The sequence below is a fragment of the Klebsiella sp. DY2415 genome (genome assembly GCF_026314315.1).
In the GTDB taxonomy this organism is placed as follows: domain Bacteria; phylum Pseudomonadota; class Gammaproteobacteria; order Enterobacterales; family Enterobacteriaceae; genus Klebsiella; species Klebsiella ornithinolytica.
Window position 1 is genome coordinate 3,327,229 of record NZ_CP111115.1, and the last position, 14,468, is coordinate 3,341,696.

Sequence of the window (14,468 nt, forward strand, 5' to 3'; positions counted from 1 at the left end):
CCTGGAAACGCGGTCACTGGTCAAAAAAAGCCTGTCTATTCACGCTATTACGCGTAGAGTAGACAGGCTTATTATTTTGGCAAGGATCTCCCGTCATGTTCGATACAACCCTGTTTATTCTGCTCGGGCTGGCCGCGCTGGGTTTTATCAGCCATAACACCACCGTGGCTATTTCTATCCTCGTTTTAATCATCGTTCGCGTCACACCGCTCAACATCTTTTTCCCGTGGATTGAAAAACAGGGGCTGACGATCGGTATTATCATTCTGACCATTGGCGTAATGGCTCCCATTGCCAGCGGCACGCTGCCGCCGTCGACGCTGCTGCACTCGTTCGTCAACTGGAAGTCGCTGCTGGCGATTGCCGTGGGCGTATTCGTCTCGTGGCTGGGCGGACGCGGCGTGGCGCTGATGGGCTCGCAGCCGCAGCTGGTCGCCGGACTGCTGGTCGGCACGGTCCTTGGCGTAGCGCTGTTCCGCGGCGTACCGGTTGGCCCGCTGATCGCCGCCGGCATTATTTCGCTGTTTATCGGTAAGTCGTAACCAGACTCGCCAGGTAGCGCCCTGGCGTCTGGCCCAGCCCCTTTTTAAACATCGTAATAAACGCGGTCGTCGAGTCATATCCCAGCGTTTGCGCGGTCTGCTGGACCGTTTGCCCGCGAATCAACATCTGCAGGGCCAGGATCAGCTGCAGCTGGTGTCGCCAGCGGCGAAAGCTCAGTCCGGTCTCGCGCACCACCAGCCGCGCCAGATTCCGTTCGCTCATCGCGAATTCTGCCGCCCACTGCGCCAGCGTCTGCCAGCGGGCCGGATCAACCGCCATGAAATCCGCCATCTGGCGAATCTTCGGATGTGGCGAAACCGGCAGCTGCAGATGTTCCTGCGGCTGTCGCGGGAGCTCATCGAACAGCACCTGCACCAGCCGTTGCGTTGTCGGATGGGCAAACGCCTCCCCGTGACGTCCGGCAAGGGTCAGGATAAGCTCGCGCACCAGAGGCGAAATTTTTAAGGTACAACAGTGCGCCGGCATTGGCGCAGCATCCGGTTCAATAAACAGAAAACTGATTTGCGCCCCCGGCGTGGCGCGGTTGCTGTGGGGCATCTGACCCGGTACCCACACCGCATACTGCGGCGGCACCATCCACATCGCGTTCTCCACCTCGCAGGTCAGCGCCCCATGCAAGGCGAGGATCAGCTGGCCTTTGCGGTGCTGATGGCGCGGGATGAACTGCTCGTCTTCCACCACCTGAATACGAAACGCGAGGGCCGATTCATGGCCGCTGTCCGGATCGTAGCCATCCAGGCCAAGTCCTATCATGATTTTGTCCGATATTAGCGATAATCTGTCATTTTAGCTTGATTTAAACCATCGGCAAACGCGCTATTGTAGCCGCCCTGTTTACTCGTCAGAGATTGCCATGAGTTCTGTTTTGCCTTCTACCGGCCGCCGTCATCTGCTGCTGATTGCCGGGATTTTATTCATTGCCTCCACGCTACGCGTGACTTTTACCGGCGCAGCCCCGCTGCTCGACGCCATTCGCGCTGACTATGGTCTCTCCACCGCACAAACCGGGATGCTCACCACATTGCCGCTGCTGGCCTTTGGCCTGGTATCACCGCTGGCGGCAGGCGTCGGTCGCCGGCTGGGCATTGAGCGCAGCCTGCTGGTGGCGCTAGTCCTTATTTGTCTGGGTATCGGACTGCGTTCGCTTCCTTCCACCGCCTTGCTGTTCGGCGGTACGGCGATCATCGGCTGCGGAATTGCGCTCGGTAACGTTCTGCTGCCGGGTCTGATCAAACGCGACTTCTCACAGCATGTTGCCAGGATGACCGGGGCCTACTCGATCACTATGGGCGGAGCGGCCGCGCTGGGTTCAGCCATGGTGGTGCCGCTGGCGCTGGCGGGTTTCGGCTGGCACGGCGCACTCTTGATGTTAATGGTCTTTCCGCTGCTGGCACTGCTGGTATGGTTGCCGCAAACGCGCAAGACCGCAACCGCGCCGCTCACCGGTTCCGGCGCCATGCACAATCGCGGAATCTGGCGCTCCGCGCTCGCCTGGCAGGTCACCCTGTTCCTCGGCATCAACTCGCTGGTCTATTACGTTATTATTGGCTGGCTGCCGGCCATTCTGCAGAGCCTTGGCTACAGCGAAGCGCAGGCGGGCTCTCTGCATGGTTTGCTCCAGCTGGCCACCGCCGCCCCCGGGCTGGCAATTCCGCTGATTCTTCATCGCCTTAAAGACCAGCGCGCCATCGCGATCATTGTGGCGCTGATGTGCGCCATCAGCGCCTGCGGACTGTGGTTCTGGCCGGGACAGGCGGTAGTCTGGACGCTAATCTTTGGTTTCGGTTCGGGGGCAACCATGATTCTGGGGTTGACGTTTATCGGCCTGCGCGCAAACTCTGCGCATCAGGCAGCGGCTTTGTCGGGGATGGCGCAGACCATCGGATATCTGCTGGCCGCCTGCGGACCACCGCTCATGGGGAAAATTCATGATGCCAACGGCGACTGGCAGATCCCGCTTCTCGCCGTGGCGCTGATTTCAGTCGTTATGGCCCTGTTCGGCGCGCTGGCCGGTCGCGACCGGGAGATAAACGGATAGCGCTTTGATAAGCCGCCATTACGATGGCGGCAATATTTTCCTGCTCACCCGCGCGTCCGGGGCGGCACCGGCAATGCGAACTGAATCCTGGAAGATTAACCGGCGGTGAGTTTATTGGTTTGCGGCATGTAAAAACGCCTGCACCAGCGGTGCGGGACGCCCTTCCAGGGCATGACGTTCATGCTGGAACAAGGTCGCCACAAAAAACGGATGCGTGACCAGCTCCACCGCGCGAATCTCCCCCTCTTCATCCCATCCGGTTACCCGCAGCTCTCCCTGCTCAAGTTCACGGGCAAAGCTGTCGGCGATACCATAGTTGCAGTGGTAGCCCTCTTCAATATGATCGCGGCCATACGCACGGGCTATCAGGGTATGAGCGCGCAGCTCAATGGTGTCCGACTTTTCAACCAGCGAACAGCTTAGCGGCGCTATCACCATCCGTCCTTCGGTATCGGTTTCAGCATGTGCCGCATCCTGCCAGCCCATCACGTTACGCGCATATTCGATTATCGCGTGCTGAAAACCACCGCAGGTTCCGAGGAAAGGCACGCTGTTTTCGCGCGCGTAGCGAATGGCGGTAAATGCGCCTTCGGCATTTTCATACGGGCTGGCGGGCACCACCCAGATAGCATCGTAATCCACCAACGCGTCGGCATGGTGAATATCACGAGTTGCCAGCCAGTCATAGCGCACGGGCAGTTCCAGCACGGCGGCGGCATCGTCGATAGCCAGGGGGATAGCTTTATGGGCAATCACGTCAGGATTGTAGTCGCCAACCAGGGCAATACGCAGGGGGGTGTTCATAGCAGGATCCTTATGTCAGAGCGATTTTCGGGCAACACAAGGAGCCTCAGATTAGCGATCTCCGTCGCGGAACACAACCCCTGTTTTCACCGCGCCAGAAGGTCCTTCGCGCTTTTGGATTGCTTTGTAGGCGGGTAATTTCCGCGCGCAGGCGCTATTGTATAGCGCAGAGAAACAATGATGGACCGCCTATGAAAAGCAAAATTTTAGTCAGCGCCTGCCTGATGGGGTTTCAGGTTCGCTATAATGGCAGCCAAAAAGCGCAGCTTGCCGACGCGCTGGCACGTTGGCAGCGCGACGGTCGGCTGGTGATTCATTGCCCGGAGCTCGCCGCCGGGCTGCCGGTCCCCCGACTCCCGGCCGAAATCCTTCACGCCCAGGGCACGGATGTCATGCAGGACCGCGCGCGTATCGTTGAGAGCGACGGTCAGGACGTCACTCCGCACTATCAGCTGGCCGCATGGCTGGCCCTGCGCACCGCACAGGAAGCCGGCTGTAAGGCCGCGTTGTTAACCGACGGCAGCCCGACCTGCGGCAGCCAGTTTATCTACGACGGGACGTTCAGCGGGCAGCGAAAGCCGGGGTCAGGCGTGGCGGCGGCGCTGCTGCGTGAACACGGCATCGCCGTTTTTTCCGACCGACAGCTACCCCAACTCCTCGCCTGGATGCAACAGAGAGAAAATAGCGATGATTCACTGTAAACGCGTTTATGATCCGGCAGAGCCCGGCGACGGTTACCGCGTTCTGGTTGACCGACTCTGGCCGCGCGGTATGAAAAAAGAGGCTTTGCGCTACGATGAATGGTGCAAATCGCTCTCGCCCTCTTCGGCGCTACGTAAAGCGTTCCACGGCGAGGCGATCGATTTTGCCAGCTTCAGTCAACAGTATCGCGAAGAACTCGACGCCCGGCGCGACGAAGGATTGCGTCTCGCCGGGCTGGCTCGCCAACAGCCATTAACCTTGCTGTATGCCGCCAAAGATACCCGGCAAAACCATGCGCTGGTGCTGGCTGAGTGGCTGGAAAACCTGTCTGCCGGCGAGGCTACGCCTTAGCGGGGTGATCCCGGCGCCACAGCTCCCATTCATCGAGGGTTTCCCCGCCGGGCAGCTTACAGTCGCTGCGCACGCCCTGCGGCGTCTGAACCGGTATCAACTTACCGCCCTTCTGACCGCAGTAAACCGAGGCCGGGTTCGCCATGCCGATAGACTTCGGCGGCGGCGGCGCATCCTGCGGCTGCGGCTGCTTCGCGCAGCCGGCCAGGGCCAGCGGCAGCAGCATTATCATCCACTTCATTTCTGCTCCTTCTTTGCACAGAGCACGTATTTGCCCTGATTCTTCATGGTTTCTCCATTTTAACTACACTTTTGCCGCGTAGAGTAGCGCTTGTTCTCGAACTGACCAGAGAACAGATCATTCCATAATCAATGAGTTTTCCCCGTCGCCCCCGACGGGGCTTTTTTTTGGGCGTTAACAAAATGAAATAAAAGGATTTGTTTCAGAAAATGTCCACATATCGACCACATTGACCACATTTACAAGAATAGCCCCCTTCCCAGGGGGCTATTTTTATACCGCAAGACTAAGTTGATTGTTCCCGTAATGAGAAGCCGGGAAAGCGTCGCTGGGGATAAAGCCTGGCGGCAAAGGGTCTGTGCTGGTTGAGCGCTTTGTTACCCTGCGCTCTACGGTGTTCAGCGTCGTGAATGACTCGCTGCATTCAAGATTCTGGCACTGATGATATTGCCGGATGGTGAACTCGCTTAACCGGCGGCTGGTGCGGGTGCGGGCATTTGCGCCGCAGTAGGGACAAACAAACATGATGATCTCCCATAGGGAGTTGAACTCACGCCTATTATGGCCGCTACTGTTCAGTTTCTGCAATCCAGTCGCTTATTTTCGCCTCAAGCTCCATTTGCGTGGTAAATCCGGTATCACCGATCACATGTTCCGCTCTGGCAATAATCCAGTCCTGAGAATCAATTTCTGACTTAAAGCCCGACACGTTCAGATGCATACCCGGATATAAATCGGCGCGGCCGCGCGCCAGGGTTATAGAGAACCGTGCGGCCCCTTTCTGAAGTTGTATCCATTTCGCCGCAGCGGCGCGCCTGGCCGCCGTTTCGTTCTGATAGGTTTTACGCAAAACGTACACATTGCCTTCAGCGCCTTCCATGTAATCCCCCTCGGGGCGGCTGCTTTTCTCCTCCGTTTTTTTTCGGGCAGTATTTGTTTTGCGCTTAGTGATCTTGACCGGTTTTTTCTTGCCGAAATTAAGATCCAGCCAGTACGCCCGCACGCCAGTGTAAGCATCGCGATCGGCAATGCGGAACCTGTGGCGATCTCCGCTGGCACGGGTAATTTCAGCCGATGGCAGCGCCCTACCGGATGCACTGACGCCGCCCCCAGGCAGGATAAACAGCAGACAGCCATTTTTCACGGTGGCGATGGCCCCCAGCATCTCCGCCATGCGCGTTAAAAACGACATGTCGCTCTCTTCGGTCTGATCCGCATGGTCGATCTCAATGTCGATCAGGGCCTCGCTAATCATTGGCGTCAGGTCATAACGCCGGGCAATGGCCGACACCACCCGCTCTACCGTCACGTCATGCCAGGACACCTCCCGTCTGACGTTCATCTCTTCGCGAAAATCAGCGCTGTGCGCGGTGATGTCAATAACATCCGGCGGCCCGCTATGTCCCACCTCATCAACGGTGTAGAGACCTTTGTAGATCAGCGCCTCTCCCAGCCAGCCGATTGACACCGCCAGCTCCGCACCACGTGGGGGTAAATCCGTTACGCCGTCGGAGTCATCCACTGAAAGGGTTAACTGGTCAGCATCAAAACCGTTGTTATCTGTAACGGATAGCGAAGTGATGCGGTCAGCCAGTTCGGTGAGCACAACCCCACCCAGGGTAATACTAAAATCCGGCTTCTTAACGACGTCACTTAATTTTTCTAAGTACGCTTCGGCTGCTGTTGTCAGTGTGTCTGCTATCGACATAACTCCCCCGTTTTTTGCTGATGATTCCACGCCTGCGCGCGGGGCTGAATCCCTTTTTGTTGTCAGCGAACGGGCAGACCGGCAACCAGGCGACGCCGGCAGACTTAACGATGAATATTGCCCTGAACTCAAAGCGCAACATGATGGTGAACTTATGTCTGAAACTCGTTTTCACGGCGTCCGCTCTCGCGAAAATACCGACCTACAGCAGGCAATCAATGACATTGATTCCAGCGTGATCGGTATTGTCGCGGTTGCTGATGACGCCGATCCGGAAACCTTCCCGCTCAATACGCCGGTTCTGCTGACTCGGGTGCGTAATGTGCTCGGCAAAGCGGGTAAAACCGGGTCGCTATATAAAACCCTCAAAGCCATTTCCGACCAGTGCAGCCCGCGTGTTGTGATTGTCCGGGTGGAAGAAGCTTCCGGTAACGGAGCCAGCCAGTCTCAGGCCATTATTGGCGGGACAGATGGCGACAACTACACGGGAATGTATGCCCTGCTGACAGCGGAAGCCAAAACCGGCTATCGTCCGCGCATTCTGGCGGTGCCGGACTACGACACCGAGGAAGTGACGTCACAGCTTTGCGTAATTGCCCAGAACCTGCGGGCTTTTGTTTATGCCGGTTGCAACGGATGCGCGACCATGGCGGAGGCTATCGCTTATCGCAAAACCTTCGCTTACCGCGAGCTGATGCTGATCTGGCCGGACTTCATTGCTTACAACCCCCTGACGGATGATAACGAAACGTTCCCTGCTCCGGCTTATGCATGCGGACTACGTGCCGCCATCGATAACAGCCAGGGCTGGCACAAATCGCTGTCTAACGTTGTGGTGAATAATGTTCTGGGTATTTCGAAAGATGTTTTCTGGGCGCTACAGGCAGAAGACAGCGACGCGAACGAGCTTAACAACAACGAAATCACAACGCTTATCAAGCGCGACGGTTTCCGTTTCTGGGGTAACCGCACCACGGACACCGAAACCTACACTTTTGAGGTGTTTACCCGTACCGCGCAGATCCTGGCGGACAGCATTGCAGAGGCGCAATTTACCTCTGTTGACAGCCCACTCACTCCGGCCAACGTGAAAGATGTGGTAAGCGGCATCCGCTCTGCTCTCAGTAAAAAAGTCACTGCCGGCCAGCTTATCGGCGCTGACTGCTGGTATGACACGCTGGACAATGGCACCACGGATTTGCGCCAGGGAAAGCTGATTGTGCGCTATAGCTACAGCCCGGTCCCGCCGCTGGAAGATCTGACGCTCTACCAGACCTTTACCGATGATTTTTACGAACCGGCGTTCGCGTCGCTCGGGGGTGAATAATGGCTGTTCCTCACAAACTGCGGCTTTTTAGCTGCTTCGTTAACGGCGATAACTATCTGGGAAAGGTGACCTCCTTCACCCGGCCCAAACTGTCACGAAAGGTAGAGGACTATCAGGGCGGTGGCATGCTGGGTGCGGTCGGGGTTGATCTCGGCCTTGATGCTGGAGCACTGGATTCCACCGTTGTTTTTGGCGGCGTCATTAAGGCTCTGTTTCTCGAATACGGGGCAGAAATTGACGGCACGCGACTGCGCTTTGCGGGTGAATATTTCACTGATGGAGAAAGCCAGCTTGTCGAGGTGGAGCTGCGCGGGCGATTTACTGAACTCGACGGCGGAGATTCAAAACAGGGGGAAGATACGGAGGAAAGCTACACCTTTAAATCCACCTACTACAAATTCTCCATTGATGATCAGCCCATTATCGAAATCGACCTGCTGAACTTCATCTACAAAAAGAACGGTCAGAACATGTTCCCGGACCGCATCACTTCCGCCCTTGGCATGGGCAATTAATCACCTTTCAGAGGGTGGCAAAGATGCCGCCCGGAGATTTTTAACATGGTTAAAAAAACTAAAAACCTGTTCACGCTTATGCAGCCAGTAGTTCGTAAAGACAGTGAGATCGGTCAGGTGGAAATCACCAGCGCCATCAGTCAGGCCGGATCGTTGCGCGGCCTGAATCTTATCCGGGTTGCCAACATGGATGCAGACTCCATCGCAACATTGTTGACGCGAGTCACCGCGCCTGCGCTGACACAAAAAGAAATCAACGAGATGCACACTCTGGACTTTATCGGGCTGGCAGAGCTGCTGGTCCCTTTCTTGAATCCGCCGGAGCCTGGAGCGTCGAACGGGGCGGAGACGGAGAGCGAGTAATTACCGTTGCGTTTGACCAGATTGACGATTTGGTTGCTGATATTGCCGTTATTTTTAACTGGCCGCCCTCTGAAATTTTCGGCATGGATCTTGGCGAGGTGATAGCCTGGCGCAAGCGGGCGGCGCTTCGAAGTGGTGCCAGTGATGAAGAGTCTTGATATCCGCGTCGCGTTCAGCGCGATCGACAGGTTTACCCGCCCCGTTAATGCAGCCCGCCAGAGCGCGGGCGGCCTTTCCGACTCCCTCAGAAAAACACAATCCACCCTGAAAGGACTCGATAAGAGCAGTGCCACTTTTCAGCGAATGACCGCTGCCGTCGGCAAAACCGATCGTTCAATCTCACGAGTCCGTAACCGGTTTGATGGCTTGTCAGAAGCACAACGTAAAAACGGGACGCTGACAGAAAAACAGCAGGTACTGATGACCCGGCTGGGTGAACGCCTCGACCGACTGACTGCAAAACGCGTGACGGAAGTTGCTCGCCTTCGAGAAAGCGCATCGGCGTTACGTCAGCATGGCGTGATGCTCTCCGGCAGCAGTGCCACTATCGGTAACGCGATACGCCGTACCGATCAGCTCAGTCAGTCGCTTGAACGGGAAAAGCGCCAGCTGGCTGCGGTGACTCAGGCCCGAAAACGTTATGAGGGCGCACAGCAGATGGCCGGAAAGTTGCGCTCTGGCGGTGCTATAGCATTAGGTACAGCAACCGCTGCCGGGTACGGCGCCGGACGCTTCCTGTCGCCTGCGGTTGGTTTTGATGAGGAAATGTCAAACGTTCAGGCGCTGACGCGGCTCGATAAAAGTGATTCACAGCTGTCCTCCCTGCGTACTCAGGCAAAAAAACTCGGCGCTGAAACCGCCTTCACCACGCGCGACGCCGCCAGCGGCCAGGCCTTTCTGGCAATGGCGGGCTTCACGCCTGATGCTATCCGTGCCGCCCTGCCAGGTGTGCTCAATATGGCACTGGCGGGCAGCATGGAATTGGGTGAAACGGCAGACATCGGCTCAAATATTCTTTCACAGTTCGCCCTCGACGCCGGGGAAATGGACCGCGTCAGCGATGTGCTGACAGGCACATTTACCCGTACCAACACCACGCTTAGCAGCCTCGGCGAAACAATGAAAGTTGTCGGGCCGGTAGCGGCAGGACTTGGGATTAGCCTGGAAGAAGCCGCGGCGATGACCGGCACACTGGCGCGGGTGGGTATCCGTGGCAGCGAGGCCGGGACGGCAATGCGTCGCTCACTCTCCCGACTGGCCTCCCCTACTACGGCAGCAAAGAGAGCGCTTAAAGAGCTGGGTGTAGAAACCGCCGACGCAAGCGGGAAGATGCGTCGCCCGTTCGATATTCTTCTCGATCTACAAAAGCGTGTCTCCCGTTTCGGTGATGTGGACCAGGTTTCCTTTTTCAAAGACATCGCCGGTGAGGAAGGTTTTACCGGCCTTCAGTCTCTGGTCAAAGGCGCAGGTGATGGCTACCTTCAGTCACTCTATGAACAAATCGCTGAAGCCCATAAAAACCAGGAGGCGCTCGCCGTCGCTAACAAGAAGAAAGACAACCTTGGCGGCGATTTAAAGGAGCTGGACAGCGCCTGGGAGGCGTTTCGCATTTCTGTGGCTGAGACAGTGGACGGCCCATTGCGCAGACTGACACAGGGGCTTAGCCGGGTTATTAGCAGCATTCAAAGCTGGGTAGAAGAAAACCCCCGACTTTCACGAACGTTGTTACTTGCCGGTGGTACCGCTCTGGCACTGACCGCAGTAATTGGCGGTATGTCATTAGCTGCTGGTCTTCTTATAGGGCCGCTTGCAAAGCTCAGGCTGGGGTTTGCGCTGCTGTCGGGTGGAAGTGGCATTGGCGGGGTCGTTTCGGCGTTCCGATTGCTGACCACGGTGGGCGGCAGCTCTCTGGCAAACATTAGCGGATGGGGTGCTTTACTCGGCGGTCTGGCTGGACGCGCCAGCGTATTAACCAGATTGATGGTACCACTGCGCGGCGCGTTACTTGGTGCCTTTACATCTCCGGGGACGGTGATAAACGCCCTGTCAAAAGGCGTTGGCGGGCTGGTGCTGCGGCTAACCGGGATCCCTGCTCTGCTCGGTATTGTGAAAGGTGGAATTACGACTCTGGGCGGTGGATTGTCATTGCTGTTGAGCCCAATCGGTTTACTGGGTGCTGCGTTTGTGGCGGCTGGGGTACTGATCTGGAAATACTGGGGACCGATTAAAGCCTTCTTTAATGGTTTTTTTACCGGCGTGATCCAAGGACTGGCGCCCGTACGAGCTGCATTTTCCAGGCTGTCTCCCGTATTCGGTGTCATTGGAGACGGTGTCAAAAAAATCTGGGACTGGTTCAGGAAATTACTGACCCCTGTTGAAGAAAGTCGCGAGGCGCTGAACAAATGCGCCAGCGCCGGGCAGACCTTTGGAGAGGTTCTGGGTGCTGCCCTTAGCGTACTGCTTTGGCCACTTCAGAAATTAATGGAAGGCGTTGGTTGGCTGCTGGAAAAACTCGATCTCATCCCCGATGGCATTGAAAGAGCCAGGTTGGAAGCGGCAAGGCTCAGGGCTATTCCGGTCATGTGGGAATGGGATGAAAAATCCGGGCGCATGGTTAAAAGGGAGTGGCAATGGTCATCTGAAAAGCCTGCAAGCAAAGGCAGCGCCCCGCCGCCCAATGTGCTCGGGGGCAACTCTGGAACAGAGCGGCGGCTGGGCCAAATCGCGGATAACACCAAAGGCCTTTTAGATGAGGAAAAGCGCAAACGTATCGGGCCGGGTGACATTGTATTTAAAAATCTCCCTCCAGCCTTTGCTGTGCGTGGTGAATGGCAGCAGTCGAAGCTTGTCCGCCAGTCTGTCAGCGCTCGCCCGGTTATTGCCGCTGGCGAACCATTGATAAAACATACGCAGGCATGGCAACCGGTACGCCGAAATCAAAGCACCCACACGGCGGCTGCGGCTTCAGGTTATAGTTTTTCCGGTGATATTCATGTTCATCTGCATGACATTCAGAGCAGCAATCCGCGCGAACTAGCACGACTTGTTGGCGAGGCTGTCCGCGCGGAAATTGATAAAAAGCAACGTGCTGCACGAGGTTCGTTCCGGGATAACGATTAATTAGGAGTAATAAATATGATGATGGTATTCGGACTTTTTGTATTTGAACTCAGGACACTGCCCTATCAGCAATTGCAGCTGTCCCGTAACTGGCGGCACGTCAAGAATGATCGTGTGGGCCGTAGCGCAAAATGGCAATACGTTGGTGCAGGCGAGAACCAGCTGACGTTGGGTGGGCAACTGTACCCTGAAATTACCGGCGGTAATCTGTCGTTAGGAGCAGTCTCCACGATGGCATACACCGGGCTTGCCTGGCCGCTGATCGATGGCGTTGGCTCTATTTATGGAATGTATGTCATCACGGGATTGCAGGAAACGCATCAGGAATTTGATCGTTATGGCAAAGCTAAAAAGATAGAGTTCACACTCTCATTGCAGCGGGTTGATGAAGATATCAGGGAAGGACTGCAAAGTGTCTCTGTGAGTAAGATGATGGCAACATTGAAAGATGGGACTGATACAATGCTGAACACAGCTCATGAGATAGTCAGTGATCCTCTATCCTGAAGAACTGTGTTATTAGGTTTGCCGGTGTTCTATACCGGCAAACAAGATTAGAGAAGTATTTCAATAGAATTATTTTGACAATTTACAACCTAAGGCCATACCTGTTCAGATATATAGTAACCAATCATTTAGAGTCAACATTTGATAACGAAAATGGAAGCCTGCATGTTAATCCCTTCAGCTATCGGTCATAAAAACTTGAAGAACCAAGAATACTATCTAGAGTTGCCACTACTATACCGCTTGAAAAGGCATTCATTTTAATTTCCTCATTATAATCTTTATAATATTCCAAAAAAACACTTAATGAGAGTAATAATTTTTCATTTTTTTCTTTATTTGATTTTGCATCAACCAAGCAAAAAGACTCTTCAAATGAAAGTCCCGTACTAGTACATGACATCGCAAGTTTTCTTTTTGAAAAGATCGGCATTCTTTTTTCAACTGAAATTGATATCAAAATTGTCCTTACACACCATGATATTCTTTTGTTAGCGATCGGCCAATTAGATATATTATCCCGTTCATTGAGAATGATCTTAGCCAAATAAAAAGCCGTGGCGATATCAATATTATAATTATCTTTATACTTAAACTCTCGTTTTAACTCATCGAAAACCTTAGGATTAAAGACACAAATGCCTTCTAGAATGACGTGAAGAATAAATATATTCCCTGATTTCGCCATCTTCTTCAATTCATTAAAGGAGTACAAAGAAAGGTTTACTTTCCCATTCTCTCTTACTGTCCTTAGGGTTGAGTCATTTATTCCCAGCAGATCAATATCAGAGTCTTCATCAGCCTCATTGGTTGCATGACTCCCAAAAAGGACCAAGCAACTTAAACTATCATTCTTAATTAATTCAATCATATACGATTAATACTTATTTTATTAATAACTGTAGGAATGCTAATTGCATACCAAATTAAACCAAGCAACATATTAGCCAAACACATCAATTGAAAAATGTAATCATCTTTGGCGCTTACATATTTAGTATAGCCTGCCAAGAAAGTAATATCAAAACTTTGAATTATACTTTTAATGACATGTGGGAATATTGCATCCTCACTATGAACCGATTCCATCCCAAAAAAATAATAAAGGATTGAAAATGCGGATAAAATTGAAAAACCAAAAAGCACACACCTAAAGACACTCGCACCCCACCCATTCAGAAAACCAAAAGTTTTTAGTATAAACGTCTCGATGGGCATTATGCATTTCACACCAGCATAACAGAACGTAGAAAAACACTTTTTTAAAAAACTTTTTGATGTGTTTTTTTTAATTTCCCACAATTTTTTATGATGTTTTTCTTTTATCTTCAACTTATGAACTTGTTTAACAGCATTATAATAAGAGTCATCATCTCCATTTTTTGAAACAGACTCTAATATATTCCTTGCAAGCTTAACCATCGATTCATACATCTTAGATCTTTCTTGATCAAGCTTTTTGGTTGGATTTTTTTTGCAATAATCTTTTGTTGCATAAATATATATTGCATCAATAAATTTCCCCGCAGATATAACGCTTTCGGTGAATACTGTTTTGCTACCAGAAATAGAAATGTTAGAAAAACTACATAATTCATCAAACCTGCACCTGTGAAATTTAGTCAAAGCAAATGAGGTATTTAAAAACTTACAATTTTCAAAATTTACATCTCTTAAGCATGAATATCCAAAATATGCTTTCTCAAACACACAATTCCTGAAGGTAATTTTTTTACCTTCATTCCCACCTATGAAATCACAAGTATTAAACTGGATATCTTCAATGTAAATTCGTTCCGCCTTTTGTTTTACGCTATCAAGCGTCGCCTCTACAGGCTCTTGTTTTTCATGACTAAAATCAATAACATACGACTGAAACTGCTTGTGATTCAATGATAATGCACCAATCTCGTAGATAAGGGCACCTGCAAAATTATTGATGTCTACACTTTCATCATAAGTAACATCCCAGAAATTTTTTATTCTGTGATTATCACTAACTACTTTATTTTTGTTGTCGGTCATTTTCATCGGATAATTAATAGAATAGTTCATGGGTATTTATACTAGCTAAGTTTTCAAAATCAAGCCTTTATTGAGATATCTTAAATAAATCATTTTATTTCAACAACTTAAAAGAAGACAAGTTAAGGCTTGAAGAACTCTTTATAGAACTAATCGCTATTCAAAAGTGCTGTCAACTCAGGACTGAACGAACGTTGTTAATT

17 protein-coding genes are annotated in these 14,468 nt (G+C 52.6%); 10 read left to right on the top strand and 7 right to left on the bottom strand.

Features of this window, described 5'->3' with window-relative positions; all coding sequences use genetic code 11:
• Positions 1-95 precede the first annotated feature (95 nt).
• A complete protein-coding gene (locus tag OQV00_RS15795; protein WP_266278960.1) occupies positions 96-542 on the top strand; it encodes a DUF441 domain-containing protein in 447 nt (148 codons plus the stop codon).
• Here the strand turns inward: OQV00_RS15795 and OQV00_RS15800 are convergent.
• Positions 526-1,320, bottom strand: a complete 795-nt coding sequence (locus OQV00_RS15800) for an AraC family transcriptional regulator (RefSeq protein WP_266280680.1) — start codon at positions 1,318-1,320, stop codon at positions 526-528. The genes OQV00_RS15795 and OQV00_RS15800 overlap by 17 nt on opposite strands.
• Positions 1,321-1,417: 97 nt before the next feature.
• Between OQV00_RS15800 and OQV00_RS15805 the strand changes: the two genes are divergently transcribed.
• Positions 1,418-2,602 carry a CynX/NimT family MFS transporter gene (locus OQV00_RS15805; RefSeq protein ID WP_032717253.1) on the top strand — a complete coding sequence of 395 codons (1,185 nt, stop codon included), beginning with the start codon at positions 1,418-1,420 and terminating at the stop codon, positions 2,600-2,602.
• Between the two features lie 111 nt (positions 2,603-2,713).
• On the opposite strand, the gene OQV00_RS15810 is transcribed toward OQV00_RS15805, so the two are convergent.
• A complete protein-coding gene (locus tag OQV00_RS15810; RefSeq protein WP_064357158.1) occupies positions 2,714-3,406 on the bottom strand; it encodes a CTP synthase C-terminal region-related (seleno)protein in 693 nt (230 codons plus the stop codon).
• Between the two features lie 191 nt (positions 3,407-3,597).
• Here OQV00_RS15810 and OQV00_RS15815 point away from each other — a divergent pair, with 191 nt between their 5' ends.
• Both OQV00_RS15815 and OQV00_RS15820 read left to right on the top strand, forming a co-directional pair.
• Positions 3,598-4,107: a 2-thiouracil desulfurase family protein gene (locus OQV00_RS15815; protein WP_004860761.1), complete on the top strand. Its 510-nt coding sequence runs from the start codon at positions 3,598-3,600 to the stop codon at positions 4,105-4,107.
• Positions 4,094-4,459, top strand: coding sequence for a DUF488 domain-containing protein (locus OQV00_RS15820; protein ID WP_004860757.1), 366 nt, complete (start codon positions 4,094-4,096; stop codon positions 4,457-4,459). Before OQV00_RS15815 ends, OQV00_RS15820 begins: the two co-directional genes overlap by 14 nt.
• Here OQV00_RS15820 and OQV00_RS15825 read toward each other — a convergent pair.
• From OQV00_RS15825 to OQV00_RS15835, 3 genes are all read right to left on the bottom strand, one after another.
• Positions 4,449-4,700, bottom strand: coding sequence for a putative hemolysin (locus tag OQV00_RS15825; protein ID WP_004860754.1), 252 nt, complete (start codon positions 4,698-4,700; stop codon positions 4,449-4,451). The genes OQV00_RS15820 and OQV00_RS15825 overlap by 11 nt on opposite strands.
• Before the next feature lie 273 nt (positions 4,701-4,973).
• Positions 4,974-5,225, bottom strand: coding sequence for an ogr/Delta-like zinc finger family protein (locus OQV00_RS15830; RefSeq protein WP_097358033.1), 252 nt, complete (start codon positions 5,223-5,225; stop codon positions 4,974-4,976).
• Positions 5,226-5,268: 43 nt separating this feature from the next.
• Positions 5,269-6,408: a phage late control D family protein gene (locus OQV00_RS15835; RefSeq protein ID WP_152305846.1), complete on the bottom strand. Its 1,140-nt coding sequence runs from the start codon at positions 6,406-6,408 to the stop codon at positions 5,269-5,271.
• Positions 6,409-6,562: 154 nt separating this feature from the next.
• On the opposite strand from OQV00_RS15835, the gene OQV00_RS15840 reads away from it, so the two are divergent.
• From OQV00_RS15840 to OQV00_RS15865, 6 genes are read left to right on the top strand one after another with little or no spacing between them, the layout of a single operon-like run.
• The gene (locus OQV00_RS15840) at positions 6,563-7,735 is read left to right on the top strand and encodes a phage tail sheath subtilisin-like domain-containing protein (protein WP_088402499.1); all 1,173 of its coding nucleotides are present in this window, start codon (positions 6,563-6,565) and stop codon (positions 7,733-7,735) included.
• Positions 7,735-8,250: a phage major tail tube protein gene (locus OQV00_RS15845; protein ID WP_048024474.1), complete on the top strand. Its 516-nt coding sequence runs from the start codon at positions 7,735-7,737 to the stop codon at positions 8,248-8,250. The genes OQV00_RS15840 and OQV00_RS15845 overlap by 1 nt, the downstream gene beginning before the upstream one ends.
• Before the next feature lie 45 nt (positions 8,251-8,295).
• Positions 8,296-8,613 carry a phage tail assembly protein gene (locus OQV00_RS15850; RefSeq protein WP_152305845.1) on the top strand — a complete coding sequence of 106 codons (318 nt, stop codon included), beginning with the start codon at positions 8,296-8,298 and terminating at the stop codon, positions 8,611-8,613.
• Positions 8,613-8,771 carry a GpE family phage tail protein gene (locus OQV00_RS15855; protein ID WP_058343229.1) on the top strand — a complete coding sequence of 53 codons (159 nt, stop codon included), beginning with the start codon at positions 8,613-8,615 and terminating at the stop codon, positions 8,769-8,771. The genes OQV00_RS15850 and OQV00_RS15855 overlap by 1 nt, the downstream gene beginning before the upstream one ends.
• Positions 8,758-11,733, top strand: a complete 2,976-nt coding sequence (locus OQV00_RS15860; RefSeq protein WP_152305844.1) for a phage tail tape measure protein — start codon at positions 8,758-8,760, stop codon at positions 11,731-11,733. The genes OQV00_RS15855 and OQV00_RS15860 overlap by 14 nt, the downstream gene beginning before the upstream one ends.
• A gap of 15 nt (positions 11,734-11,748) precedes the next feature.
• Positions 11,749-12,240 carry a phage tail protein gene (locus OQV00_RS15865; protein ID WP_152305843.1) on the top strand — a complete coding sequence of 164 codons (492 nt, stop codon included), beginning with the start codon at positions 11,749-11,751 and terminating at the stop codon, positions 12,238-12,240.
• 181 nt (positions 12,241-12,421) lie between these two features.
• Here OQV00_RS15865 and OQV00_RS15870 read toward each other — a convergent pair whose 3' ends face one another.
• Together OQV00_RS15870 and OQV00_RS15875 are read right to left on the bottom strand one after the other, a co-directional pair.
• Complete coding sequence (locus OQV00_RS15870) at positions 12,422-13,111, bottom strand: nucleotidyltransferase domain-containing protein (RefSeq protein ID WP_152305842.1); 690 nt, start codon at positions 13,109-13,111, stop codon at positions 12,422-12,424.
• Entirely contained in the window at positions 13,108-14,271 is a 1,164-nt protein-coding gene (locus tag OQV00_RS15875) for a pentapeptide repeat-containing protein (RefSeq protein WP_266278967.1), read from the bottom strand. Before OQV00_RS15875 ends, OQV00_RS15870 begins: the two co-directional genes overlap by 4 nt.
• Positions 14,272-14,468 lie beyond the last annotated feature (197 nt).

What these genes read in the sequence shown, in the direction of transcription:
- OQV00_RS15830 (WP_097358033.1), bottom strand. Translation starts at nt 5,225, where the DNA reads ATGTTTGTTTGTCCCTACTGCGGCGCAAATGCCCGCACCCGCACCAGC.
- OQV00_RS15845 (WP_048024474.1), top strand. Translation starts at nt 7,735, where the DNA reads ATGGCTGTTCCTCACAAACTGCGGCTTTTTAGCTGCTTCGTTAACGGC.
- OQV00_RS15850 (WP_152305845.1), top strand. Translation starts at nt 8,296, where the DNA reads ATGGTTAAAAAAACTAAAAACCTGTTCACGCTTATGCAGCCAGTAGTT.
- OQV00_RS15860 (WP_152305844.1), top strand. Translation starts at nt 8,758, where the DNA reads ATGAAGAGTCTTGATATCCGCGTCGCGTTCAGCGCGATCGACAGGTTT.
- OQV00_RS15820 (WP_004860757.1), top strand. Translation starts at nt 4,094, where the DNA reads ATGATTCACTGTAAACGCGTTTATGATCCGGCAGAGCCCGGCGACGGT.
- OQV00_RS15795 (WP_266278960.1), top strand. Translation starts at nt 96, where the DNA reads ATGTTCGATACAACCCTGTTTATTCTGCTCGGGCTGGCCGCGCTGGGT.
- OQV00_RS15865 (WP_152305843.1), top strand. Translation starts at nt 11,749, where the DNA reads ATGATGATGGTATTCGGACTTTTTGTATTTGAACTCAGGACACTGCCC.
- OQV00_RS15835 (WP_152305846.1), bottom strand. Translation starts at nt 6,408, where the DNA reads ATGTCGATAGCAGACACACTGACAACAGCAGCCGAAGCGTACTTAGAA.
- OQV00_RS15810 (WP_064357158.1), bottom strand. Translation starts at nt 3,406, where the DNA reads ATGAACACCCCCCTGCGTATTGCCCTGGTTGGCGACTACAATCCTGAC.
- OQV00_RS15875 (WP_266278967.1), bottom strand. Translation starts at nt 14,271, where the DNA reads ATGAAAATGACCGACAACAAAAATAAAGTAGTTAGTGATAATCACAGA.
- OQV00_RS15815 (WP_004860761.1), top strand. Translation starts at nt 3,598, where the DNA reads ATGAAAAGCAAAATTTTAGTCAGCGCCTGCCTGATGGGGTTTCAGGTT.
- OQV00_RS15840 (WP_088402499.1), top strand. Translation starts at nt 6,563, where the DNA reads ATGTCTGAAACTCGTTTTCACGGCGTCCGCTCTCGCGAAAATACCGAC.
- OQV00_RS15870 (WP_152305842.1), bottom strand. Translation starts at nt 13,111, where the DNA reads ATGATTGAATTAATTAAGAATGATAGTTTAAGTTGCTTGGTCCTTTTT.
- OQV00_RS15825 (WP_004860754.1), bottom strand. Translation starts at nt 4,700, where the DNA reads ATGAAGTGGATGATAATGCTGCTGCCGCTGGCCCTGGCCGGCTGCGCG.
- OQV00_RS15805 (WP_032717253.1), top strand. Translation starts at nt 1,418, where the DNA reads ATGAGTTCTGTTTTGCCTTCTACCGGCCGCCGTCATCTGCTGCTGATT.